General features: G+C 67.6%; 22 protein-coding genes. 7 read left to right on the forward strand and 15 right to left on the reverse strand.

Going from position 1 to position 21,546, the window contains the following annotated elements; genetic code table 11:
- Positions 1 to 11 precede the first annotated feature (11 nt).
- The 10 genes from tsaD to pdxR form a co-directional block, all read right to left on the reverse strand.
- Positions 12 to 1,034, reverse strand: coding sequence for a tRNA (adenosine(37)-N6)-threonylcarbamoyltransferase complex transferase subunit TsaD (gene tsaD / locus M1247_RS21030; RefSeq protein ID WP_317158329.1), 1,023 nt, complete (start codon positions 1,032 to 1,034; stop codon positions 12 to 14).
- Positions 1,031 to 1,495, reverse strand: coding sequence for a ribosomal protein S18-alanine N-acetyltransferase (gene rimI / locus M1247_RS21035; RefSeq protein WP_317158330.1), 465 nt, complete (start codon positions 1,493 to 1,495; stop codon positions 1,031 to 1,033). Before rimI ends, tsaD begins: the two co-directional genes overlap by 4 nt.
- A complete protein-coding gene (gene tsaB, locus M1247_RS21040) occupies positions 1,492 to 2,118 on the reverse strand; it encodes a tRNA (adenosine(37)-N6)-threonylcarbamoyltransferase complex dimerization subunit type 1 TsaB (protein ID WP_317158331.1) in 627 nt (208 codons plus the stop codon). The genes rimI and tsaB overlap by 4 nt, the downstream gene beginning before the upstream one ends.
- On the reverse strand, positions 2,115 to 2,582 hold the full coding sequence (tsaE, locus tag M1247_RS21045; protein WP_317158332.1) for a tRNA (adenosine(37)-N6)-threonylcarbamoyltransferase complex ATPase subunit type 1 TsaE: 468 nt from the start codon (positions 2,580 to 2,582) through the stop codon (positions 2,115 to 2,117). Before tsaE ends, tsaB begins: the two co-directional genes overlap by 4 nt.
- Entirely contained in the window at positions 2,575 to 3,663 is a 1,089-nt protein-coding gene (locus M1247_RS21050) for an alpha/beta fold hydrolase (RefSeq protein ID WP_317158333.1), read from the reverse strand. The genes tsaE and M1247_RS21050 overlap by 8 nt, the downstream gene beginning before the upstream one ends.
- Positions 3,660 to 4,829, reverse strand: coding sequence for an alanine racemase (gene alr, locus M1247_RS21055; protein ID WP_317158583.1), 1,170 nt, complete (start codon positions 4,827 to 4,829; stop codon positions 3,660 to 3,662). The genes M1247_RS21050 and alr overlap by 4 nt, the downstream gene beginning before the upstream one ends.
- A gap of 162 nt (positions 4,830 to 4,991) precedes the next feature.
- Positions 4,992 to 5,894, reverse strand: a complete 903-nt coding sequence (locus M1247_RS21060; RefSeq protein WP_317158334.1) for an alcohol dehydrogenase catalytic domain-containing protein — start codon at positions 5,892 to 5,894, stop codon at positions 4,992 to 4,994.
- A 146-nt stretch (positions 5,895 to 6,040) separates the two neighbouring features.
- Positions 6,041 to 7,423 (reverse strand): glutamate decarboxylase, encoded by a 1,383-nt coding sequence (locus tag M1247_RS21065; RefSeq protein ID WP_317158335.1) that lies wholly within the window; start codon positions 7,421 to 7,423, stop codon positions 6,041 to 6,043.
- Between the two features lie 13 nt (positions 7,424 to 7,436).
- Positions 7,437 to 8,852, reverse strand: coding sequence for an NAD(P)H-hydrate dehydratase (locus tag M1247_RS21070; RefSeq protein ID WP_317158584.1), 1,416 nt, complete (start codon positions 8,850 to 8,852; stop codon positions 7,437 to 7,439).
- Positions 8,853 to 8,937: 85 nt separating this feature from the next.
- Entirely contained in the window at positions 8,938 to 10,341 is a 1,404-nt protein-coding gene (pdxR, locus tag M1247_RS21075) for a MocR-like pyridoxine biosynthesis transcription factor PdxR (protein WP_317158336.1), read from the reverse strand.
- A gap of 57 nt (positions 10,342 to 10,398) precedes the next feature.
- Here pdxR and M1247_RS21080 point away from each other — a divergent pair, with 57 nt between their 5' ends.
- Positions 10,399 to 11,310, forward strand: coding sequence for a DMT family transporter (locus M1247_RS21080; protein ID WP_317158337.1), 912 nt, complete (start codon positions 10,399 to 10,401; stop codon positions 11,308 to 11,310).
- On the opposite strand, the gene M1247_RS21085 is transcribed toward M1247_RS21080, so the two are convergent.
- Positions 11,278 to 11,940: a TetR/AcrR family transcriptional regulator C-terminal domain-containing protein gene (locus tag M1247_RS21085; protein WP_317158338.1), complete on the reverse strand. Its 663-nt coding sequence runs from the start codon at positions 11,938 to 11,940 to the stop codon at positions 11,278 to 11,280. The two genes, M1247_RS21080 and M1247_RS21085, sit on opposite strands and share 33 nt — an antisense overlap.
- 65 nt (positions 11,941 to 12,005) lie before the next feature.
- Here M1247_RS21085 and M1247_RS21090 point away from each other — a divergent pair, with 65 nt between their 5' ends.
- Together M1247_RS21090 and M1247_RS21095 are read left to right on the forward strand one after the other, a co-directional pair.
- A complete protein-coding gene (locus M1247_RS21090) occupies positions 12,006 to 12,962 on the forward strand; it encodes a PDR/VanB family oxidoreductase (protein ID WP_317158339.1) in 957 nt (318 codons plus the stop codon).
- An 11-nt stretch (positions 12,963 to 12,973) separates the two neighbouring features.
- Positions 12,974 to 13,672 carry an MSMEG_1061 family FMN-dependent PPOX-type flavoprotein gene (locus M1247_RS21095; RefSeq protein WP_317158340.1) on the forward strand — a complete coding sequence of 233 codons (699 nt, stop codon included), beginning with the start codon at positions 12,974 to 12,976 and terminating at the stop codon, positions 13,670 to 13,672.
- A gap of 1 nt (position 13,673) precedes the next feature.
- Here M1247_RS21095 and M1247_RS21100 read toward each other — a convergent pair whose 3' ends face one another.
- From M1247_RS21100 to glmS, 3 genes are all read right to left on the reverse strand, one after another.
- Positions 13,674 to 14,600: an alpha/beta fold hydrolase gene (locus M1247_RS21100; RefSeq protein WP_317158341.1), complete on the reverse strand. Its 927-nt coding sequence runs from the start codon at positions 14,598 to 14,600 to the stop codon at positions 13,674 to 13,676.
- The gene (locus M1247_RS21105; RefSeq protein ID WP_317158342.1) at positions 14,600 to 15,322 is read right to left on the reverse strand and encodes a TMEM165/GDT1 family protein; all 723 of its coding nucleotides are present in this window, start codon (positions 15,320 to 15,322) and stop codon (positions 14,600 to 14,602) included. The genes M1247_RS21100 and M1247_RS21105 overlap by 1 nt, the downstream gene beginning before the upstream one ends.
- 333 nt (positions 15,323 to 15,655) lie before the next feature.
- On the reverse strand, positions 15,656 to 17,524 hold the full coding sequence (gene glmS / locus M1247_RS21110) for a glutamine--fructose-6-phosphate transaminase (isomerizing) (protein ID WP_317158343.1): 1,869 nt from the start codon (positions 17,522 to 17,524) through the stop codon (positions 15,656 to 15,658).
- Positions 17,525 to 17,616: 92 nt separating this feature from the next.
- Between glmS and M1247_RS21115 the strand changes: the two genes are divergently transcribed.
- From M1247_RS21115 to M1247_RS21130, 4 genes are read left to right on the forward strand one after another with little or no spacing between them, the layout of a single operon-like run.
- A complete protein-coding gene (locus M1247_RS21115) occupies positions 17,617 to 17,811 on the forward strand; it encodes an AbrB/MazE/SpoVT family DNA-binding domain-containing protein (RefSeq protein WP_317158344.1) in 195 nt (64 codons plus the stop codon).
- 3 nt (positions 17,812 to 17,814) lie between these two features.
- Complete coding sequence (locus M1247_RS21120) at positions 17,815 to 18,864, forward strand: alpha/beta fold hydrolase (RefSeq protein ID WP_317158345.1); 1,050 nt, start codon at positions 17,815 to 17,817, stop codon at positions 18,862 to 18,864.
- A 14-nt stretch (positions 18,865 to 18,878) separates the two neighbouring features.
- On the forward strand, positions 18,879 to 19,730 hold the full coding sequence (locus tag M1247_RS21125) for a dienelactone hydrolase family protein (RefSeq protein ID WP_317158346.1): 852 nt from the start codon (positions 18,879 to 18,881) through the stop codon (positions 19,728 to 19,730).
- A gap of 38 nt (positions 19,731 to 19,768) precedes the next feature.
- Positions 19,769 to 20,809, forward strand: coding sequence for an LLM class F420-dependent oxidoreductase (locus tag M1247_RS21130; RefSeq protein WP_317158347.1), 1,041 nt, complete (start codon positions 19,769 to 19,771; stop codon positions 20,807 to 20,809).
- 8 nt (positions 20,810 to 20,817) lie between these two features.
- Here M1247_RS21130 and M1247_RS21135 read toward each other — a convergent pair whose 3' ends face one another.
- The gene (locus tag M1247_RS21135) at positions 20,818 to 21,534 is read right to left on the reverse strand and encodes an SDR family oxidoreductase (protein WP_317158348.1); all 717 of its coding nucleotides are present in this window, start codon (positions 21,532 to 21,534) and stop codon (positions 20,818 to 20,820) included.
- Between the last annotated feature and the right edge of the window lie 12 nt (positions 21,535 to 21,546).

Below are 21,546 nucleotides of genomic sequence, written 5' to 3' on the forward strand. Positions count from 1 at the left end.
TGGAGTGAAATTCACGCCACCTGGCCCTTCACCACCGGAAGGCCAGGGTCGCTGGCTGCGTCCAGTGGCGACGGCGACGCACCGGCGGCGATCAGGTGGGCGGCGAACGACGCGATCATCGCGCCGTTGTCGGTGCACAACCGCGGTCGCGGCACCCGCAGCGTCAACCCCGCCTCGGCGCAGCGCTGCTCGGCCAGTTCACGCAACCGCGAATTGGCCGCCACGCCACCGGCGATCAGAAGCGTCGACACTCCGAGTTCGGTGGCGGCGCGCACGGCCTTGCGGGTCAGCACATCCGCGACCGCCTCCTGGAAGCCTGCCGCGACGTCGGCCTGCGACGCCTCCGGATGCGACTCCACATACCGCGCGACCGCGGTCTTGAGGCCGGAGAAGCTGAATGCGTACGGATCGTCGCGCGGCCCGGTCATCCCCCGCGGAAAGACGATCGCGTCGCGGTTCCCGGTGCGGGCCAGCTCGTCGAGCACCCTGCCGCCCGGATAGCCCAGCCCGAGCAACCGGGCCACCTTGTCGTAGGCCTCCCCCGCCGCGTCGTCGACGGTGCTGCCCAGCTCGAGGATCGGCTCCCCGAGCGAACGCACATGCAGCAGGTGCGTGTGCCCACCCGACACGAGCAGTCCCACGCATTCGGGCAGGGGGCCATGGTCGTACACGTCGGCGGCAAGGTGGCCGCCCAGGTGGTTGACCGCGTAGAACGGCACATTCCAGCCCGCGGCATAGGCTTTCGCGGCGGCCACCCCGACCAACAGCGCGCCGGCGAGGCCGGGGCCGATGGTGGCGGCGACGACATCGGGTTTGGCGATGCCTGCGGCCTGCAGCGCACGACGCATGGTAGGGCCGAGTGCTTCCAGGTGGGCGCGCGAGGCGATCTCCGGGACGACGCCGCCGAATCGGGCGTGTTCGTCGACACTGGAGGCCACCTCATCGGCGAGAAGAGTGACCCGACCGTCCTCGGCGACGGCGGCGATGCCGACTCCCGTTTCATCACAGGAACTTTCGATGGCGAGAATGTTCACGTCGGGCTCCCTCGGGGAGGTCGTTGCATGGTGTAGGCGTCGGCTCCACTGGCGCGGTAGTAGCGTTTACGCAGCCCGATGTTGGTGAATCCGGCACTCTCGTACAGTTTGATCGCCGGTTCGTTGTCTGTTCGCACTTCCAGGAAAACCATTCCGCCCGAGGCGAAGTCGAGCAGGTCATCGAGCAGCCGTCGGCCGATGCCCTGGCCTTGGAAGTCGGGATCGACGCCGATGGTGTGGATCTCGTACTCGTAGGGCTTGGTCCGGCCCAGCCGGGAGATCCCGGCGTAGCCGACGAGGGTGCCCTCGGCGCGGGCGGCGATGTAGTGGTTGTGACCTGCGGCCAGTTCGCCGAGAAATGCGCGCGCCGGCCAGGGGTCGTCACCGGCGAACAGCTTGGCCTCCAGATCCGCGCAGCGCTGTGCGTCGGCACGGGTGAGCGCGTCGAAGGTGATGCTCATCGGGGCGCCGCCGGTTTGGCGTCGGGCCGGCGCAGGTACAGCGGAACCAGCGGCGCGGGTCCTGCCCAATCCACCACCGCGGCCACCAGTCCGGCCGGCGTCGGATACACCGGTTCCAGCCGGGGCAGGTCGAACAGCGCGGTGTGCTCGGGTGATCCGGCCACTGCCGCGGCGTCCACGGGCACATCGGCGGGCGCGTTCACCGACGGTCCGCCGACCCGCACCCCTTCGCGGTACCGCGCCCAGTACACCTCGCGGCGCCGGGCGTCGGTGACCACCAGCACTTCACCGGTGGTGTGGATGCCGATGGCGTCGAGACTGCACACCCCGTGCACCGGCACCCCGAGTGCGTGTCCGAACGCGGCGGCGCTGGCCATCCCCACCCGCAGGCCCGTGAACGGCCCCGGCCCGCAACCGACGACGACCGCGGCCACATCCCCTACAGTAAGTTCCGCATCAGCCAGCGCACCAAGCACATTCGGGGTGAGTTGCTCGGCGTGTGCGCGGGGGGCGACGGTCACCCGCTCTGCCAACGTGGTGATGGTGCCGTCGTCGTCGAGGCGTACCACGCCCCCGCTGACGGCCGGAGTAGCGGTGTCGATGGTCAGAATCACGGTTGTCACGGCCGGCTCCACTGCCAGGTCACGATGCGGACATCGGTACCCGAACCACGTTCGATGCGAATGTCCAGATGACGTTCGGAAAGTCGTTCGGCCAGACCCTCGCCCCACTCGACCACCACCACCGCGTCGTCGAGATCGGTATCGAGGTCGAGCGCGTCAAGTTCGCCGAGCAGGTCGGCACCGGGATGGTCGAGCAGCCGGTACATGTCCACGTGCACCATGGCCGGACGATCCGCACGGCGCGCCCGGTGCAGGCGCGCCAGCACGAATGTCGGCGACACCACCGGACCGTCGACATCCAGCGCCTGAGCTATCCCCTTGGCCAGCACGGTCTTTCCGGCTCCGAGCGGACCGGACAACACCACCACGTCGCCGGCGCGCAGGCCCGCACCCAAGCTGGCACCCAGCGCGATGGTGTCCTCGGCTGTGGGGAGTTCGGCCGTACCTGCCATGCGCTCACCCATTGGGCCGTACCCGATTCCGCACCCGCCGCGTCAGCGTGACCAGTTTGGAGGGGGTGGCCCGCTCGACGAGACGGACCAGCGCGTCGTCGATCACCTCGGGCTCCTCAAGCTGTACCAGGTGGCCCGCTCCCCCCACGATCACCAGCTCCGAGCGGGGCAGCTGCGCGGCCATGGCCTCCGAGTATTCCATCGGGGTGAGCAGATCACGGTCACCACAGGCGATCAACGTGGGCACGTTGGCCAGCACCGCCAGGCCTGCGGTTTCGTCGTGCACCTCCAGCGCGTGCAGAAACTCCACCAGGGTGGCGATCGGGGTCGCATGCATCATCGCCTCGGAGAACTCCACCACGCTCGGGCTGATCCTCTCGTCACCGTAGGACGCGGCCCGCAGAATCGGGGCGATCACCGACCTGGCGGCGCCGCGGGTGCGGTGCACGGTCTTCGGGGCGTACCGGGCGGCGAACCGGACGGCTTCCAGCGCCGGGTTGCGCAGGATCTCGCCCAGCGGCGACCGGGACACTCCCTCGGCGGCCGACGAGATCACCGCGGCCCCCACCACCCGCGACCGGTAGCGCTGCGGGAACTGCCGGGCATGCGACAGCACCGTCATCCCGCCCATCGAGTGGCCGACCAGTACCACCGGGCCACGCGGGACCGTCACCGCCAGCACTGCTTCCAGATCCTGACCCAGCTGTTCGACGGTGTAGGTGTCCGGTGGGGCGGCCCCGGACCGGCCGTGGCCACGTTGGTCGTAGAACACCATCCGCACCTGTGGGCCCCACTGTTGCGCGAGCCGGGCCCGCTGAAAGTGAAACGCGCCCATCCGCAGACAGAAACCGTGGGCGAACACCACCGTCAGCGGAGCGTCGGCGGGGCCGACCTCGCGCACTGCCAGCGGCACCCCGTCGGCGGTGGTCACCACCGAGCTGCGGTCGGCGTCGAGCATCTCGAAATCCTCGCCGGCGTACGGATCCTCGGCACTGATCCGCCGACCGAGAGATCGTGCCAGCGAGGCACCCGCGACGGCACCCACAGCGGTCAGCCCTGCCGCGCCGGCGAGCCAGCCTGTATTACGGCTCAACGGTGCTGACCTGCCGGCAGATAAGTCCGGGTGACCCGACCGCGCGGGCTGGTGACCACCTCGTAGTGGATGGTGTCGAGCAGATCGGCCCAGTCCTGCGCCTTCGGCTCCCCCTGGGTGCCCGGCCCGAAGAGGATGGCATCGTCACCTTCGGTCACATCGGACGCGTCGGGCCCGAGGTCGACGACGAACTGGTCCATGCAGACGCGTCCGACGGCGCGCCGGCGCCTGCCGTTGATCAGCACCTCGAAACGTCCGCTCAGGGAGCGGTACACGCCGTCGGCGTAGCCGATCGGCAGCAGTGCCAGCGTGGTGTCCCGGTCGGCCACCCAGAGGTGACCGTAGGACACGCCGTCCCCGGCACGTACCGAACGGACCAGCGCAACAGGGCATTTCAGTGTCATCGCAGGCCGCAGGCCCATATCGCCGAGGCCAGGGATGGGGCTGAGGCCGTACACGGCGATGCCGGGGCGCACCATGTCGAAAGCCAGGTCCGGGCGCGTCATCGCCGCGGGCGAATTGCACATGTGCGTCACCTCGAACGGCACCCCTTGGTCACGCGCATGGTCGCGCATATCGGTCAGCCGCTGCGCCTGCAGGTCGTTGAACGGGTTGTCCGGATCGTCGCCGTGCACCAGGTGCGTCATGATGCCGCGTAGCCGGATCGCGCCGTCCAGGCGGGCACGGCCCAACGCGGCCAGCAAGGCGGGATAGTCGGCCGCACTGACTCCGTTGCGGCTCAACCCGGTGTCGACCTTCGCGGTGACGACGGCCGTGCGGCCGGTCCGGTGCACCGCGGCCAGCAGATCGTCCAGTTGGCGCAGCGAGGACACCGCGACCTCGACGTCGGCCGCGACCGCCGGTGCGAAATCGGTGGCCGGCGGGTGCAGCCAGGCCAGCACCGGGGCGGTGATTCCGCCGGCCCGCAGGGCCATGGCCTCGCCGATGGTGGCGACACCGATCTCGGCGGCGCCGGCCGCCAGTGCGGTCCGGGCGACGGGGACCGCGCCGTGGCCGTAGCCGTCGGCCTTGACCACGGCCATGACCTGGGCCTTACCCGCATGCTCGCACAGCAGTCGCACGTTGTGTTCGATCGCGCCGAGGTCCACGACGGCCTGCGCCGATGCGCTCGGGGTCAGGGATGTCGTGAGTTCGGTCGTCTGCATGCTCATATCACCGCCGACCATTGTCCCAGAGTCACAAATTGCCGCAGGACAAGGCCCGGTGGCGGCGGGGCATAGTCAGCCCTGTTGATCCCACGGTGATGATGGCCGGGGCAGGATCACGGTGACTACCGCTCAGGCCGGAGAATGCCGGTACTCAGCTGATTACCACGTGAGTACGAGACGGCCCCGGAGTCCGCCGGCCTCTAGACGGCGGTGTGCGTCGGCGGCCTGCTCAGCGGGGAGCATGTCGGCGACCCGCAGGGTCAATATGCCGGCCTCCACGAGATCACGGAGGCTGCGGAGGACGTCCGTGCGGGTGATGTGCTCGTTGACGAACACCTTGTGCCAGGTGATCGATCGCTCATTGGAGCCGACATGCTGGCGGCCCGAGGTGACCGCGCCGCCGTCGCGGATCGCCGGAGTTATTGCGTCGTTGTAGAGCGCTGCATCGACGACACCGTCGACTCCATCGGCTACGACGTCGCGAATACGTTCAGCGACATCTGCTCCGCGACGTACGACAGTGTCTGCTCCGAGCCGCCTGACCAGTGGCTCATCCGCTTCGGCAGCATCGGCAATAACCTGTAGCCCTTGGTGCTTCGCCAGTTCAACGGCATATCCGCCCAGTGCTCCGGCCGCACCCGTCACGGCAATCAGGCCACCGGCAGGAATGGATATCGCCTCAAGCATGGCGTATGCGGTCAGCGCATTCATCAGGAAGGTGGATGCCGCCGCCGCTGTGGCGTTGCTGGGTGCGCGCACGACCGAACGAGCATCGGTCACAACATATTCCGCGTATGCACCGACACCGGCCATCGTTGTGGGTGCCAGACCGACAACGTGCTCACCGAGTCCGACCGAGTCACGATCAGCGACCTGGTCGACAACACCACTGAAATCCCATCCAGGGATGTACGGCGGATCCGGATATCGTCCTCCGGGGAGCGTCTCCGGCGGATAGGCCGCACGCATCCATCCCGACCGCGCTGCGGTGTCCGCAGGATTCACCCCTGACGCCAGCACGCGGACCCGCACCTGCCCAGGCCCCACGTCAGGCTTCGGCACCTCCAGAACCCTCAGGACCTCGGGACCACCGAACTCGGTATATCCGATCGCCTTCACACCCGACGCAACAGGACACGTACGGCAGCTATTCCTGACGAGCCAAGCCCCCAGTGGCGCAAGGCATCACCAAATGGACCGCAGTCGAACTAGTGGGCAAACGGCTGCACCTCGTCGAAATGGCCGTTCGGTTTGAGTGCGTCGAGGTGCGTCAACACGGTGATGATGTCGTCCTTGAGCGCTCTGGCCAGGTCGGCCGAAAAGCCCTCGCGCACCACGACCCGCAGGACGACGACGTCGCTGGCGTCCTCGGGCATCGTGTAGGCCGGCACCTGCCAACCGTGCGCGCGCAGCGCCTCGGACACGTCGAACTCGGTGTAACCGGGATCCCCCTTGAGCCGGAAGCTGACCACCGGGATCGCCGAACCGTCACTGATCAGCTCGAAATGTTCACTGTCACGCAGCTCGTCGCCCAGCCAGCGGGCCGTCTGGGACAGACACTGCATCACCTGCGTGTAGCCGGCCCGGCCCAGCCGCAGGAAGTTGTAGTACTGACCGACCACCTGGTTGCCGGGGCGCGAGAAGTTCAGCGTGAACGTCGGCATGTCGCCGCCGAGGTAGTTCACACGGAACACGAGCTCCTCGGGCAGGTGGTCCTTGTTGCGCCACACCACGAATCCGATGCCGGGATAGGTCAGCCCGTACTTGTGACCGCTGACATTGATCGAAACCACCCGCGGCAACCGGAAATCCCACACCAGATCGGGATGTACGAAGGGAACCACGAAGCCGCCGCTGGCCGCGTCGACATGCACGGGCACGTCGGCCCCGCCGCCACCGGCGAGCTTGTCCAGGGCATCGCAGATCTCGCCGATCGGTTCCAGCTCCCCGGTGTAGGTCGTGCCGAGGATCGCCACCACGCCGATGGTGTCCTCGTCGACCGCATCGAGCACCTGCTCGGGGGTGATGACGTAGCGACCCTCGGCCATGGGCAGATAACGCGGTTCGACATCGAAGTACCGGCAGAACTTCTCCCACACGACCTGGACGTTGGAACCCATCACGAGGTTGGGCGTGCGCCCCTTCCAACCGTCGCCGACCTTCGCGCGCCACCGCCATTTCATCGCCAGGCCCGCCAGCATCACCGCTTCGCTGGAGCCGATCGTGGACACCCCGACAGCGCTCGCCGGATCGTCGGGCTGCAGGTCCTCCGCGTGGAACAGGTCGGCCACCATCGACACGCAGCGGGCCTCGATGGCCGCGGTCGCGGGGTACTCGTCCTTGTCGATCATGTTCTTGTCGAACGTCTCGGCCATCAGCTTCTCGGCCTCGGGATCCATCCAGGTGGTGACGAAGGTCGCCAGGTTCAGCCGCGAACTGCCGTCGAGCATCAATTCATCGTGGATGAATCGGTACGCCGCGCCGGGGTCCATCGCATCGTCGGGCAGCCGCGACGACGGCACGGGCGCCATCGCCAACCGCCCGGTGTAGGCCGGGGAGATATGCGGGCCATGGGAATGCTTGTGCGCCATGAAAAGCCTTTCGTTACAGGGATGCGATCGCGGAACGGACGTGGGCGAGAATGCGGGAGGCCGAGGTGGGCGCCGGCCCAGGGCCGGGGTTGGTGGCCGACAGATTGGCGGCGCGCGCATGCACGAACGCTGCCGCGGCGGCCGCCTCCCCCGGCGCCAGACCGGCGGCCAGCAGCGCACCGATGATTCCCGAGAGCACATCACCGGAGCCTGCGGTGGCGGCCCAGGATTGTCCGGCGGGGTTGAGATAGGTGTCCCCCGAACCAGGTTCGGCGATGACGGTGACATTGCCCTTGAGCAGGATGGTCGCCCCCAGGCGCGTGGCGAGGCCCCGGGCCGCGGCGATGCGGTCCGCGCCGACCGGCTGTCCGGCCAGCCGTTCATACTCACCGGCGTGCGGGGTGAGCACCGTCGGCGCATCCCGACCCGCGACGAGCGCGGGGTCGGCGGCCAGCAGCGTCAGCCCGTCGGCGTCGACGATCACCGGCAGGTCGGTATCCAACGCGAACCGCAACGCGGCCTTCCCGTTCTCGTCGGTGCCCAGTCCCGGCCCTACCACCCAGGCCTGCACCCGGCCCGCGGCTTGCGGGCTCGGCGCGGCCACCACCTCGGGCCACTGCGAAAGCACCTGCTGCGCAGCACTTCCCGCATATCGCACCATGCCGGAGGTGGCGGCGACCGCGGCACCGGTACTGAGCACTGCGGCACCCGGATAGGCCGCGGAGCCGGACAGCACGCCCGTGACGCCCTGGGTGTACTTGTCGTCGGTCGGACCGGGCACCGGCCAGCGCGCTTTGGCGTCGGCGGCCGTGAAACCCAGCAGGGCCGTGGGTGGCAGGTCAAGGCCGATGTCGATCAGCTCGACCTGTCCGCAATCACCCAGGGCATGAACGGGTTTGAGGGCGCCGAAGGTGACGGTCAGCGCGGCACGCACGTGTGGTCCGTCGGCTGCGCCCGTGTACACGTCGATGCCACTGGGGATGTCGACCGCCACGACGGGTGCGGTGGTGGCGGCGAAGACGGCCTCGGCGTTCGGCCGCAGTGGCCCGGAGCCCGAGATACCGACCACTCCGTCGATCACCAGATCGGCTGCCGTCGGGACAGTTTCCACCACCCGGCCGCCGGCCTTGCAGAATGCCGCCAGCCCCTTGGCGTGCGCGCGTTCGCGGTTCAACAGCACCGCCGTGGCCGCCGCACCGCGGCGGAGCAGGAAGGTCGCCGCCCACAGCGCGTCGCCGCCGTTGTCACCTGAGCCGACCACCGCACAGACGCGTCTACCGGCGATCCCGCCGGTGCGACGCCGGAGTTCCCGGCCGATCGCCGTGGCCAGACCGTAGGCGGCCCGACGCATCAGGGCGCCGTCCGGCAACGACGCCAGCAGCGGGGCTTCAGCTTCGCGGATCGCGTCAGCGGTGTAGTAGTGCCGCATCAGCTCCCGTCCCACTCGACTTGCCCGCGCGCCAATAGGTTACGTGGCTTTGCACGTCTGCACCTCCCAGTCCGCATTTCGCGCCTCAACGCCAACCACACACCCGGGCAATCGTCTCGCCTGCCTCGCGCAGGCGGTCCGGGGTATGTGAGGCATAGCCGAGCACCAGCCCGGGCGGTCCGGGCAGCCGCCGATGCCAGGACAACGGATGCACCAGCACGCCGGCCTCGTGCAGTTCGCCGGCCAGGGCACCGTCGTCGACATCGGCGGGCAGTGTGACCAGCAGGTGCAGTCCTGCGGCCACGCCCGTCACCACCGCACCGGGCAGCGCACCGAGCAGTGCGTCGCGCCGGGCGCGGTGCCGGGCGCGGACCAACCGCACATGCCGGTCGTACTCGCCGCTGTCCAACAGCCGGGCCAGGACCAGCTGCGGCACGGTCGGGCTGCCCAGATCGCTGGCATGCTTGGCGGCCACCAGGTCCGCGTAACGCCGCCGCGGCGGTATCAGCCAGCCCAGCCGCAGCGCAGGCGCCAGGCTCTTCGACGTGCTGCCTGCATAGGCGATGCGCTCGGGCGCCGACGGATGCAGCGCCGGTACCGGGGCGCGGTCATAGCGGTATTCGGCGTCGTAGTCGTCCTCGATCAGCAGTTCACCATCCCATCCGAGCAGTTCACGACGACGGTGCGGGCCCAGGACGACGCCGGTCGGGAACTGGTGTGCCGGGGTGAGGAAGGCAGCGGAGGTTCCGGTGGTGGCGAGCACGTCGACCCGGATGCCCTCGTCGTCGACCGGCACCGGAACCGGGCGCAACCCCCAGTACTCGAGTTCTTCGATGGCACCGCGCGAACCGGGATCCTCGACGGCGATGGTGTCGACTCCTTCGCCCCGCAACTGTTGGGCCAGCAATGCGACGGCTTGGGCGACGCCTGCCACGATGAGGATGTCGTCCGGATCCGTGCGCAGGCCGCGGGTGCGGGCCAGCCACGGAGCCAGCGCGGCCCGCAGCCGCGGATGTCCCCGCGGGTCCCCGTAACCGAGATCTTCCGGCGGCGTCTCGGACAACACCGCCCGCTCGGCACGCAACCAGGTGCTGCGCGGAAACGCGGACAGATCAGGGACGCCCGGTGAGAGATCGATGCCCTCACCGACCGGCAGTCGCGGTCGCGGAAGTCGCGAAACCGGCTCCTGCGGTGCACGGCGCGGTCGAGCCGCCGGGACAGGTTTGGCCAGGATGCTCGTACCACCGCCGGAACGCCCGCCCACCAGTCCTTCGTCGGCCAACCGGCGGTAGGCCTCGACGACCACGCCGCGGGAGATGGCAAGTTCCTCGGCCAGCACCCGGGTCGCGGGCAGCCGGGTGCCCGCGACCAGCCGACCGTCCGTGATCGCGCTGCGTAGCGCGTCGACGAGCCAGCCGGTCAGCCCTCTCGCGGGCGCAGATGACGGGTCGAGCAGCAGAAAATCCGCCCCGCCCACAACTTGGTTCACTTGATACGTCCACTCTTGGTGCTGTTTATAGGACCATCGTGACGCGAGCATAGGCTGATGTCCAGTACCACCCGCGCCGCGATATCCGGTGCACTCGGCATGACCTTCGTCGGCGGCAGCGTCGCCGTGTCAGGCGCTCTCGCGGACGCCCCACTGCACACCGCGCAGGCGCTGCGCTACGCGCTCGCCTGCGTACTACTGCTCGGCTGGGTCCGGCTCACCGGACGGCGGGTCAGCCGTCCGCGCGGCACCGAGTGGCTGTGGCTGCTCGGCGTCACACTGACGGGACTGGTGTTGTTCAATGTCGCCCTGGTCTACGGGTCTCGGCACGCCGAACCAGCCGTGCTCGCGGTGGCGGTGGCGGGCGTACCTGTCGCACTGGCGGCGATCGGGCCGATTTTGGAGGGCCGCCGGCCACGCACGCGAATCCTGCTGGCCGCGGGCATCGTCACCGCAGGCGCGGCGGTGGTCGAGGGACTGGGCCGTTGCGACGCGGTCGGCCTGCTCTGGGCATTGGTGGTGTTCGCCTGCGAGGCCGGTTTCACCCTGCTGGCCATCCCGGTGCTCGGCCCGCTCGGACCCGCCGGGGTGTCGGTGCACACCACGTGGCTGGCGGCGGTGATGTTCGGTGCGCTCGGCCTGACGACCGAAGGATGGTATGCCGCAACACGTTTCGACTCCGGTGAGCTCGCGGCGATCGGGTATCTGGCGGTAGCGGTGACGGCGCTGGCCTTCATCCTCTGGTACACGTGCGTGCGGTGGCTGGGCGCCGGGCGGGCCGGGCTGCTCACCGGGGTGGCCCCCGTCGCCGCCGCGACGATCGGCATACCGCTCACCGGGCACTTCCCCGCGCCACCGGTGTGGGCCGGCATCGCGTTGATCGCCTGCGGGCTGGGATTGGGGCTGGCTACCGGCGAACTGCGCAGAGCCGCACCGTCATCGGAGCTCGCCGGCGCGATCGAGCCATGACTGCAATCCTGACATCAGCAAGCTGAGACCGAAGTCGAATCTCGCGTCGAAATCCAGGAGATGCTCAACCGGGCTCGATGCGAGGTGCGGGTAATCGCCTGCGTCGACGACGCCTTCGAGTGTCGAGGTTTCGCCGCCGGTTGCGCCCTGCTGCTCAAGAACTTCGCCCAAGACGAAGCAGAAGACCGAACTCGCGGCCCACAGGGCATGTTCGTGGACCAGACCGGCATCTTGCATGCACCCGACGAGGCTGTCGGTGTACGTCAGATTGGCGCGTTTAGCGGCGTAGTTTCCACCGACGATGCGCGCTCCATCGCGTTGGGTCAGCAGAGCCGACCGCAGGCCGCCGGCATGGCTGCTGATCCGATCTTTCCAATCGGAGTGGTCGGCGCGGATGGCGGGGAACGCTTTCGCCAGGATCGTCTCGGCCATCTCGTCGATGAGTGCCTCTTTACCGTCGACCAGTCGATAAATCGTCGGTAGGTGTGCTTGGAGCCGGTCCGCCAGGCGCCGCATCGTCAGCGATTCCAACCCACCCTCCTCGACCACCGCCAGGGCTTCCTGCACCACCGTGTCGACACGCAGCCGGGCCCGTCCGGCCCGACCGTGGGTGGCAGCCTCACTTGACATGTTAACAATGTTATCAGTAGCCTCTGACCAGCCATTAACAATGTTAATCGAACGGAAGGTATGACGTGGCAGGCGAGACGGCCACCGGGGTTGACGTCGCAGTCCGACAGCTCCGGTGGGAGGCGGACGGCGTGGTTTCCGTGCAGTTGCAGGCGTGCGCGGGCGGGTTGCTTCCCTCCTGGAAACCGGGAGCACACATCGACCTGGTGTTGCCCACCGGCATACAACGCCAGTACTCGTTGTGCGGCCCCGTCGGCGAACGGTCCTACTATCAGATCGGAGTTCGGCGGGAACGCGCCAGCCGGGGCGGTTCAGAGTATGTGCACGCCTTTCTGCGCCCGGGACAGCGGCTGCGCCTCGTCGGTCCGCGCAACACCTTCGAGTTGGAGCGGGCCACCTCATATCTGTTCGTGGCGGGCGGCATCGGGATAACGCCCATCCTCCCGATGATCCGCCAAGTCGAGTCCTGGGGGCTGGACTGGCAATTGCTCTATGGCGGTCGCACGGCAGCGTCGATGCCGTTCCTCGACGAACTTCGACAATACGGACGACGCGTGCGTTTCCACCCCTCCGACGCGAGCGGCCGCATTCCACTGGGCGAGTACTTCGCCACGGTCCGAACGGGCGTGAAGATCTATGCGTGCGGCCCGGCCACGTTGTTAACCGCTCTGCAGGACGCGGCCTCGCATTGGCCGCCCGAGAGCGTGCACCTCGAGCGCTTCAAACCCCGGTCGCGGACATCGCCGGCCGATGACAAGCCCGTGGAAGTTGAATGTGCCGCCTCGGGCACGACCGTCACCGTTGCCGAGGGGCAGAGCATCCTCACCGCTGTCGAAGACGCCGGGGTCAACGTGGCATCGTCCTGCCGATCCGGGATATGCGGCGCGTGTGAAACCCGGGTGCTCGACGGGGTGCCCGATCACCGCGACGACATCCTGTCGGAGAACGAACGAGCCGCCAATGATCGCATGTTCATTTGTGTTTCGCGCGCACAGACGTCCCGGCTGGTTCTCGATATCTAGGAAAGAGACACATGACAACCGTTGACACCACCGTGTCTGCGCAGACTCCCGAACGCACGGCGGCCGATTCCTACACTCCGGTGTCGATGGATCGCATCAGAGAGGTCGTGGGCTTCCCCGAACGGTTCATCGCAGAGAAGAAGGAACCCAGACTGGGCGAGTTCTCCGCCCGGTTCATCGCGCACAGCCCGTTCTTCTGCCTGTCCACCGTCGGCGCGGACGGCCAGCTCGATACCAGCCCACGGGGGGACCCACCGGGTTCGGTGCGAATTCTGGACCCGTGGACACTCGCGATCCCCGATCGGCCCGGCAACAAGCTCGCCGACACCCACCAGAACATCACCAGCCATCCCGCGGTGGGGATCGTCTTCTTCGTGCCCGGTATCCGCGAAGTGATCCGGGTCAACGGTGACGCGTTCGTCACCGACGATCCGGAACTGCTCGAAATGCTCAGCGCGGACGGGAAACCGGCGGTGCTGGCGACAATCGTGCGCGTCCGCGAGGTATTCGGGCAATGCGGTAAGGCCGTCATCCGGGCCAAGCTGTGGGAAGGCGACAGTCGAGGATTGGCCGAGGCCGTGACAGTGGGCGGGGACTTCTACACGCTCACCATCACCGAAAGCGCGGCGAAGATGGCCGAGAAGCTCGGTGATCTGGCGGGCGTCCTTCACACGGTCATCGACGATCACTACCGGAATGACCTGTACTGACCTAGGAGTCGACCTCCGCCCAGAACCGGGCCGCCCGCTGCGCGATCTTGTCGGGGTATTCGCCGTTGATGGCGTGCGAGGCATCGGGCCACAGCTCAACCTGACCACGGGGCAGGAGTTCTCGGGCGCGCGCCACGGCCCGCGCCGGGTCCAGCATGACGCTGCGGCCGGCAATCAATGCCAGCACCGGCACGTCGAGGGACCGCAGTTGCTCGTCGGTGAACAGTTTCGGCATCGGGGTGCGCAACACGAAATCCTTGGATCCGGCCGAGATTAGCGCCGCCTCCGGTTCGGCGGAATCCACATCTGACCCTCCCGAGATCCAGGACAGCACACGACGGCGCCAGTTCTCGGGCACCCCGGGCGCGAACAAGGCGACCGAGGCCAGTATCGCTTTCACGGGGATGCGCACGAACGTGAAGACCGGGTCCAGCAGTGTCAGCGATGCGATCCGCTCGGGGCGGTGCACGGCGCAGTTCGCCGCCGTCCAGCCGCCCATGGACACACCGAGTAGATGCGCACGCCCCAGCTCCAACCCGGCCAGCGCTTCGTCGAGCCACTGCGCCTGATCGGGCGGGCCACCGATCGCGGTGTGCTGGACCGAAAGGCCCGCCTCGCCGAGCAGGTCGACGCAGTACACCGTGCGCTGAGCCAGCAGCGAACCCAGATTCGTCCGGTACATCGGCGTGGACGCATTGCGGCCCGGCAACATCACGACGGGCACACCCGTATCCGGCCCGCCGAACCGATACGTCCGTACCGTGCCGAATGACGTTGGCACATCGAAGTGTTCGAAGGCAGGCAGCGTCGCCATGCCGTTGCGGTACGTGCCGAGGAAATGCTCGAAGGCCGCGTCGCTGACGAACGCACCCAGACCTCCACGGCCGGACCGCGGGGCGATGTTCACTTTCGGTTCGGCAAGATCCATTACGCCGAGGGTAGTGCGCTGTCATCAGCGGCCGGGTTCGACTCGGTCCGCAGCACCGCTGGGCGTAACCGCGGTGGCAGCATGCGCAGGACTCCGCCGAGCAGCCCGACGACAGCGACCGAGATCGCGATGATGACCGGCGCCGCCGCACCAGGGATGAGATTCTCGAGCAGCATGTAAGCGCCGAAGATCAGGAACAGAACCGCCGCTGCGATCTGGATGAACCGCTCCGGCAGGTGCTTGCCTGCGATCGCCCCGACCACGATGGCCAGGGCGTCGGCGACCACCATGCCCAGCGTGGAACCGATCCACACCCCCACCCAGTCGTTATCTGCGGCGAGCGTGATGGTCGCCAGCATCGTCTTGTCGCCGAGTTCGGCGAGCATGAACGCCGAGGTGACCACGAAGAACGCAGGCGCAGTGGCCCGCTGAGCCCGGCTGGCCTCGTCGTCGGAGAGGCTGTCGCCTCGCAGCGTCCACAATCCGAAGAAGATGAACGCGACACCGGCCAGGATGCCGAGCAGGTGTGTCGGCAGCGCGGCACCGAGGTAGTGGCCGATCGCGACCGACATGATGTGCACCACCGTGGTTGCCACGGTGATCCCGCCCAGCACCACCCACCAGCGGTAGCGCAGCGCAAACGTCATCGCCATCAGCTGGGACTTGTCCCCCAACTCCGCGACGAATATGACGGCAAAGCTCAGCAGCAACGCGGCGGACACCACAACTCCTTGATCGTGACTGCCGCGGGGGATCGGTATTCTCCTCCGGCCGGCAACCAGTAACGGTCTCGCAGCCGAAGGTCTCGCCCACCGGATCCGATCCGGTCCGGGCAACCGGGTCGCGTGGCGTTGCCGCACGGCCAGTATGTCGATTGCCCGATTCGGGGCTACTCCCCTTCGTCGTCTCCCACGCTACCGGACACCCGAAGCGGCCCGCAAGCCGTGGGCGCCGAAATGGGCTCTCTCCCAATTAGTTTGGAGAACCTGCCGCAGAAGTTCGGGAACCCGTAGAGCACCCGGCAGCGGTGCCTGAACACCGCGCGCCCGGCCGCCTTATTCGACGGTGACGGACTTGGCCAGATTCCGTGGCTTGTCGACGTCGTACCCACGCGCCCGGGCCACACCGGCCGCGAACACCTGCAGCGGAATGGTCGAGAGCAACGGCTGGAAAAGTCTTGACACCGCCGGGATTTCGATCAAGTGGTCGGCGTAGGGGCGCACCGTATCATCGCCCTCCTCGGCGATGACAATGGTGACCGCACCACGGGCCTGGATCTCGCGGATGTTGGACAGCAGTTTGGAATGCAGCATCAGCGCATTCTTCGGCGAGGGCATCACCACGATGACCGGAAGACCCTCATCGATCAGCGCGATCGGACCGTGCTTGAGCTCACCCGCGGCGAACCCCTCGGCATGCATGTACGCGAGCTCCTTGAGCTTGAGTGCACCCTCCAGTGCCACCGGATATCCGACGTGGCGGCCCAGGAACAGCACGGTCGGCGATTTCGCGAACCGTTGCGCCAACTGCCCCACCGGCCCGATACCGGCCAGGACGCGGCTCACCAGATCCGGCATCGACTCCAGCTCGTGGTACTCGCGTTCGACTTCGTCGGGGTATTTGGTGCCGCGGGCCTGCGCCAGCGCCAGACCCACCAGATAGTTCGCCGCGATCTGCGCCAGGAACGTCTTGGTGGCGGCCACCCCGATCTCCGGGCCCGCACGGGTGTAGAGGACCGCGTCCGCCTCGCGCGGGATCTGACTGCCGTTGGTGTTGCAGATCGCCAGCACCTTGGCCTTCTGGGTCTTGGCGTGCCGCACCGCTTCCAGGGTGTCGGCGGTCTCCCCGGACTGGGAGATGGCGATCACCAGCGTGCTGCGGTCCAGCACTGGGTCCCGGTATCGAAATTCACTCGCGAGCTCCACTTCCACGGGGAGCCGAGTCCAGTGCTCGATGGCGTACTTGGCCAGCAGGCCAGAGTGGTAGGCGGTGCCGCACGCCACGATGTAGACCTTGTCGATCTCGCGGAGTTCCTGGTCTGACAGGCGCTGTTCATCGAGCACGATGCGGCCGTCGACGAAGTGTCCCAACAGCGTGTCTGCCACGGCGGCTGGCTGCTCGGCGATCTCCTTGAGCATGAAGAACTCGTAGCCGCCCTTCTCGGCGGCACTCAGGTCCCAGTCGATGTGAAAAGTCCGGGCATGCGCGTCATCCCGATTTCCGTTGAAGTCATAGATCTCGTAGCCGTCGGCGGTGAGCACCACCGCCTGGTCCTGGCCCAACTCGACGGCGTTGCGGGTGTGCTCGATGAACGCGGCCACATCGGAGCCGAGAAACATCTCCCCCTCGCCGACCCCGAGCACCAGTGGGGTGGAGCGGCGCGCCGCGACGATCATTCCCGGGTCGTCGGCACTGGCGAACACCAGCGTGAAATGGCCTTCCAGTCGCCGCAACACCGCCAGCACCGAAGCGGGGAAGTCGCCTGCCGTGTCACCGTGCGCGTACTGCCTGGCCACCAGGTGAACTGCCACCTCGGTGTCGGTATCGCTGGCGAACTCCACCCCCGCCGCCTCCAGCTCGGCACGCAGGACGGCGAAGTTCTCGATGATGCCGTTGTGAACGACGGCGATCTTGCCCGCGGCATCGCGGTGCGGGTGGGCATTGCGGTCGGTAGGGCGCCCGTGCGTCGCCCACCTGGTATGACCCAGACCGGTCGTCCCGGAGAGAGCGCTGTCGTCAGTGTCGGCGAGGGTGGCCTCCAGGTTGGCCAGCCGGCCCGCGCGACGCCGCACCGCCAGCCCGCCATGACCGTCGATGAGCGCAATCCCCGCTGAGTCGTATCCGCGGTATTCCATGCGGCGCAGCGCGTCGACCACAATGCCGCGAGCCGGGCGCGCCCCGACGTAGCCGACGATTCCACACATAACCCCCCAGGGTAGTGCACCGTCACCGACGCGCTGATCGATCAGTCATACTAGTTATACTTGTGCTACTAGTATGACTCGGAGGTCTCATAGTGGCTACAGACGGCAAGTACGCGAGCACGGTCCGGGTCGGCGAAAAAGGGCAGATCGTGATCCCGAAAGCCGCCCGCGAGCTGTTCGGTATCAACCCCGGCGACACCCTGCTGCTATTGGCCGACGTGGAGCGCGGCATCGCGATCGTGCGACCCGATCTGTTCGACCAGTTCCCCGACACACCCAGGGAATAGCCGATGATCCGCACGCAGACCGCGCTACGGCTCTCCGGCGGCGCCCTTGCACTACTCAGCGCTGCCACCGCGGCGGTTGGGTTACGCAACCTGAGCTACGCCGCACGAGACGCCCGCCGGGTGGCCAGGGCCGGATTCACCGAGAAGCACGCCAACGTCGGCGGCTCGGTCCTGAACTACGCCGAGGGCCCGGACAACGGGCCCCCTGTGGTCCTGATTCACGGGCAGGTGACGGACTGGCGCAGCTGGAGCCGGACACTTCCGGACCTGGCCCGACGCCACCATGTGTTCGCCGTCGACTGCTATGGCCACGGCGGCTCGCAGCACGTACCGCACAAATACCGGGCCACCGCGCTGGCGGCCGATATCAACGACTTCGTGGCCGGGGTGGTCGGCGAGCCGGCGATCATCGCGGGCCACTCGTCTGGCGGGTTGATCGCCGCAGTGCTGGCCGCCGATACCCCCGCGCTGGTACGTGCGGTGGCGCTGGAGGATCCGCCGTTCTTCTCGTCAGTCCTGCCTCGCGCCGTGAAAACATTCAACTACGTCGGACTTGCCACCGGCGCACACGACTTCCTCGCCACCGGCGGGACCGACTTCACCGCCTATTTCCTGCGGCACGCCGCGATCTGGAAGCTGTTCGGCCCACTCGCCGGCCCGCTGCAGAGCAGTGGTGCCGCCTGTCGCCGGCTCCGTCCCGGAAAACCGGTCAGGTTCTTCGCGTTGCCCCCGACATTCAACGAGCTCTTCCGCGCGATGGATTCCTACGATCCGCGATTCGGCAATACCTTCTACGACAACAGCTTTCACGACGGATTCGACCACGCCGAGACGCTTGCCCGGATCAGTGTCCCGGCGGCTCTGATTCACGCGAACTGGAGCTACGACGACGACGGTGTGCTGCTGGCCGCGATGAGCGGCGAAGACGCGGAACGCGCCCGATCACTGCTGCGGGATGTCACCTTCCACCGGGTCGACACCGGTCACGGCTTCCATTTCGAAGACCCGCGCGGGTTCAACAGGATCATCGCGGAACTGTCGGATCGGCTGTGAGTTACGGTCATCGGGTGGCCAGCACAAAAAAACTCTTTGGCGCGTTGACGCGCCGCGGACCACACCGCGTGCTCCGCGGTGACCTGGCTTTCGCCGGCATGCCCGGTGTCGTGTACACCCCGGAATCAGGCATGAACCTGCCGGGTGTGGCGTTCGGTCACGATTGGTTGACCAGGTGCGACCGTTACGACAGCACCCTGGAGCACCTCGCGTCCTGGGGCATCGTGGCCGCCGCACCGGACACCGAGACCGGGTTGGCACCGTCGGTGCTGAACCTCGCGTTCGATCTGGGCGCCACGCTGGACATCATCACCGGGGTGCGACTGGGACCGGGAGAGATCAGCGTGCATCCGACCAAACTCGGGGTGGTCGGACACGGGTTCGGTGGATCTGCGGCGGTGTTCACCGCCGCAGGGATGGCATCCCGGCCACAGGGACCGAAGGCCGTGGCGGCGCTGTTCCCCACCGTCACCACACCGCAGGCCGAGCAACCGGCCGCGACGTTGAAGACACCCGGGCTCGTGCTCAGCGCGCCGGGCGATCCGATGACGCTGCGGTCCAACGCCGTAGAACTGGCCCGGTCCTGGGGTGGTGCCACGCTGCGCACCGTACAGAAGGCCAAGCCTGGCGGGCTGATCGAAGGACGACGGTTGGCCCGCGTGGTCGGCCTGCCCGGCGCCGACCGTGACACCCAGAAGATCGTCCGCGCACTGCTCACCGGCTACCTGCTGAACACTCTGGCCGGCGACAAGAATTACCAGGACTTCGCCGATCCCGAGGCGCAGTTGCCTCACACCGAGATCCCGGATCCGAACGCCGATCCGGTTGCCCTCGAGGACAAGGTCGCCGCGCTCCTGAAGCCCTGAGTGGCGAGCCAACCAACTGGTTGGTGTATAAAACGATGATGCGGACCGGGATCTTTCTGAGCTATGCCGACGGCTTCAAGGAAGCCGCCGGCGACGTCGTCGAGCTGGAGAAGGTCGGCGTCGACATCGCGCTGGTGGCCGAGGCCTACTCCTATGACGCGATCAGCCAACTGGGCTATCTCGCCGCCAAGACCTCGACGATCGAGCTCGGAACCGGCGTCGTGCCCATCTACACCCGCACCCCTTCACTGCTGGCCATGACCGCCGCCGGGATCGACTACGTGTCCGACGGCCGGTTCCGTCTGGGCATCGGCACCTCCGGCCCACAGGTGATGGAAGGCTTCCACGGCGTGCCGTTCGACGCGCCGCTGGGACGCACCCGCGAAGTGGTCGACATCTGCAGGCAGGTATGGCGTCGGGAGAACGTCAACTACAACGGCAAGTACTACCAGCTGCCCTTACCAGCGGACCGCGGTACTGGACTGGGGAAGCCGCTGCACTTGATCAATCATCCGGTGCGCGAACGTATCCCGATTACGATCGCGGCGCTCGGGCCCAAGAACGTGGAGCTGACCGCCGAGATCGCCGAGGGCTGGCAACCGGTCTTCTACTACCCGGAGAAGGCCGACGATGTCTGGGGCGAGGCACTGCGCGCCGGGGCCGCCAAGCGCGATGCCTCGCTCGGACCGCTCGACGTCATGGTCAGCGCCAGCCTCGCCATCGGCGATGACGTCGAGGAACGGCTGGCCTGGGCCAAACCCCAACTGGCTCTGTACATCGGCGGCATGGGCGCCCGCGGCAAGAACTTCTACCACCGCCTGGCCACCCGCTACGGGTACGGGACGGTCGCCGACCACATCCAGGACCTGTTCCTGGCCGGAAAGAAGGCCGAGGCCATCGCGGCGGTGCCCGACGACCTGGTGCGCAACGTATCCCTCATCGGCTCACGCGGTTTCGTCAAAGAACGATTGGCCGCCTATGCCGAAGCCGGGGTGACCACACTGCTGGTGCACCCCATGACCGCCGACCGCAGTGAGCACATCCGTTTCGCCGAGGAGCTCCAGGCGCTACTGCCCTGAAGCCGACGTCAGACCAGCGTGCTCCCCCCGTCGACCGTGAGCACGACACCCGTGCCGAACTCCTGCTCCATGCAGTACACGTAGGCCAACGCGGTGTCGGTGGCCTCTCCGATCCGGCCCGCAGGCAGGGATTGGGCGAACCGCTCGTAGATTGCCTGCCGGTCGGGCTCGGCCAGCCCGGACCACAGCGGCGTCTGTATCGGTCCCGGCGCGATTGCGTTGACGCGCAACGGCGCAAGCTCGACCGCCAATGCCCTGGTCATGGCGTTGACTGCCCCGCACACACTGGCGGGCAACACGCCCAGCCCGGGGCGCTCCGCGGCGACCCCGCTGGTGAGCGTGATGGAACCGCCATTGCTGAGGTGCGGTGCGAAGACACGAACAGCATTCAACTGACCGATGAAGCGGGTGCCCAGGAACTCCGTGATCACCTCGGGAGTGAGATCGGCGACCCCGACGAGCTCCAGCGCCTCGCCCGCGGTGAACACCAGGTGGTCGAGCTCACCGATCTCATCGACCAGATGTGCCAAGTCGGCCGGGTCGGACAGGTCAACAGTGCTACCGCGCGCCCCCTCGGGCAGAGCCGCCAGTGCGCGGTCCACGCTGGACTGCTTGCGGGAAACCACAATCGGAACGCCGCCGCGCTCCGCGACCGCGGATGCGACACCCAAGCCGATGCCGGAGGTGCCGCCGATGACCAGGACCCGTGCGTTCTTCAAGTTCATGACTCCACCGTG

It is taken from the genome of Mycobacterium appelbergii, assembly GCF_032883035.1.
Taxonomy (GTDB): Bacteria; Actinomycetota; Actinomycetes; order Mycobacteriales; family Mycobacteriaceae; genus Mycobacterium; species Mycobacterium appelbergii.

Bases quoted from the DNA above. Each gene is read 5' to 3' on its own strand.
- rimI (WP_317158330.1), bottom strand. From the start codon at position 1,495: ATGAGCATCACCTTCGACGCGCTCACCCGTGCCGACGCACAGCGCTGC.
- tsaE (WP_317158332.1), bottom strand. From the start codon at position 2,582: ATGGGTGAGCGCATGGCAGGTACGGCCGAACTCCCCACAGCCGAGGAC.
- alr (WP_317158583.1), bottom strand. From the start codon at position 4,829: ATGCAGACGACCGAACTCACGACATCCCTGACCCCGAGCGCATCGGCG.
- M1247_RS21065 (WP_317158335.1), bottom strand. From the start codon at position 7,423: ATGGCGCACAAGCATTCCCATGGCCCGCATATCTCCCCGGCCTACACC.
- M1247_RS21070 (WP_317158584.1), bottom strand. From the start codon at position 8,852: ATGCGGCACTACTACACCGCTGACGCGATCCGCGAAGCTGAAGCCCCG.
- M1247_RS21080 (WP_317158337.1), top strand. From the start codon at position 10,399: ATGTCCAGTACCACCCGCGCCGCGATATCCGGTGCACTCGGCATGACC.
- M1247_RS21085 (WP_317158338.1), bottom strand. From the start codon at position 11,940: ATGTCAAGTGAGGCTGCCACCCACGGTCGGGCCGGACGGGCCCGGCTG.
- M1247_RS21095 (WP_317158340.1), top strand. From the start codon at position 12,974: ATGACAACCGTTGACACCACCGTGTCTGCGCAGACTCCCGAACGCACG.
- M1247_RS21100 (WP_317158341.1), bottom strand. From the start codon at position 14,600: ATGGATCTTGCCGAACCGAAAGTGAACATCGCCCCGCGGTCCGGCCGT.
- glmS (WP_317158343.1), bottom strand. From the start codon at position 17,524: ATGTGTGGAATCGTCGGCTACGTCGGGGCGCGCCCGGCTCGCGGCATT.
- M1247_RS21120 (WP_317158345.1), top strand. From the start codon at position 17,815: ATGATCCGCACGCAGACCGCGCTACGGCTCTCCGGCGGCGCCCTTGCA.
- M1247_RS21130 (WP_317158347.1), top strand. From the start codon at position 19,769: ATGCGGACCGGGATCTTTCTGAGCTATGCCGACGGCTTCAAGGAAGCC.
- M1247_RS21135 (WP_317158348.1), bottom strand. From the start codon at position 21,534: ATGAACTTGAAGAACGCACGGGTCCTGGTCATCGGCGGCACCTCCGGC.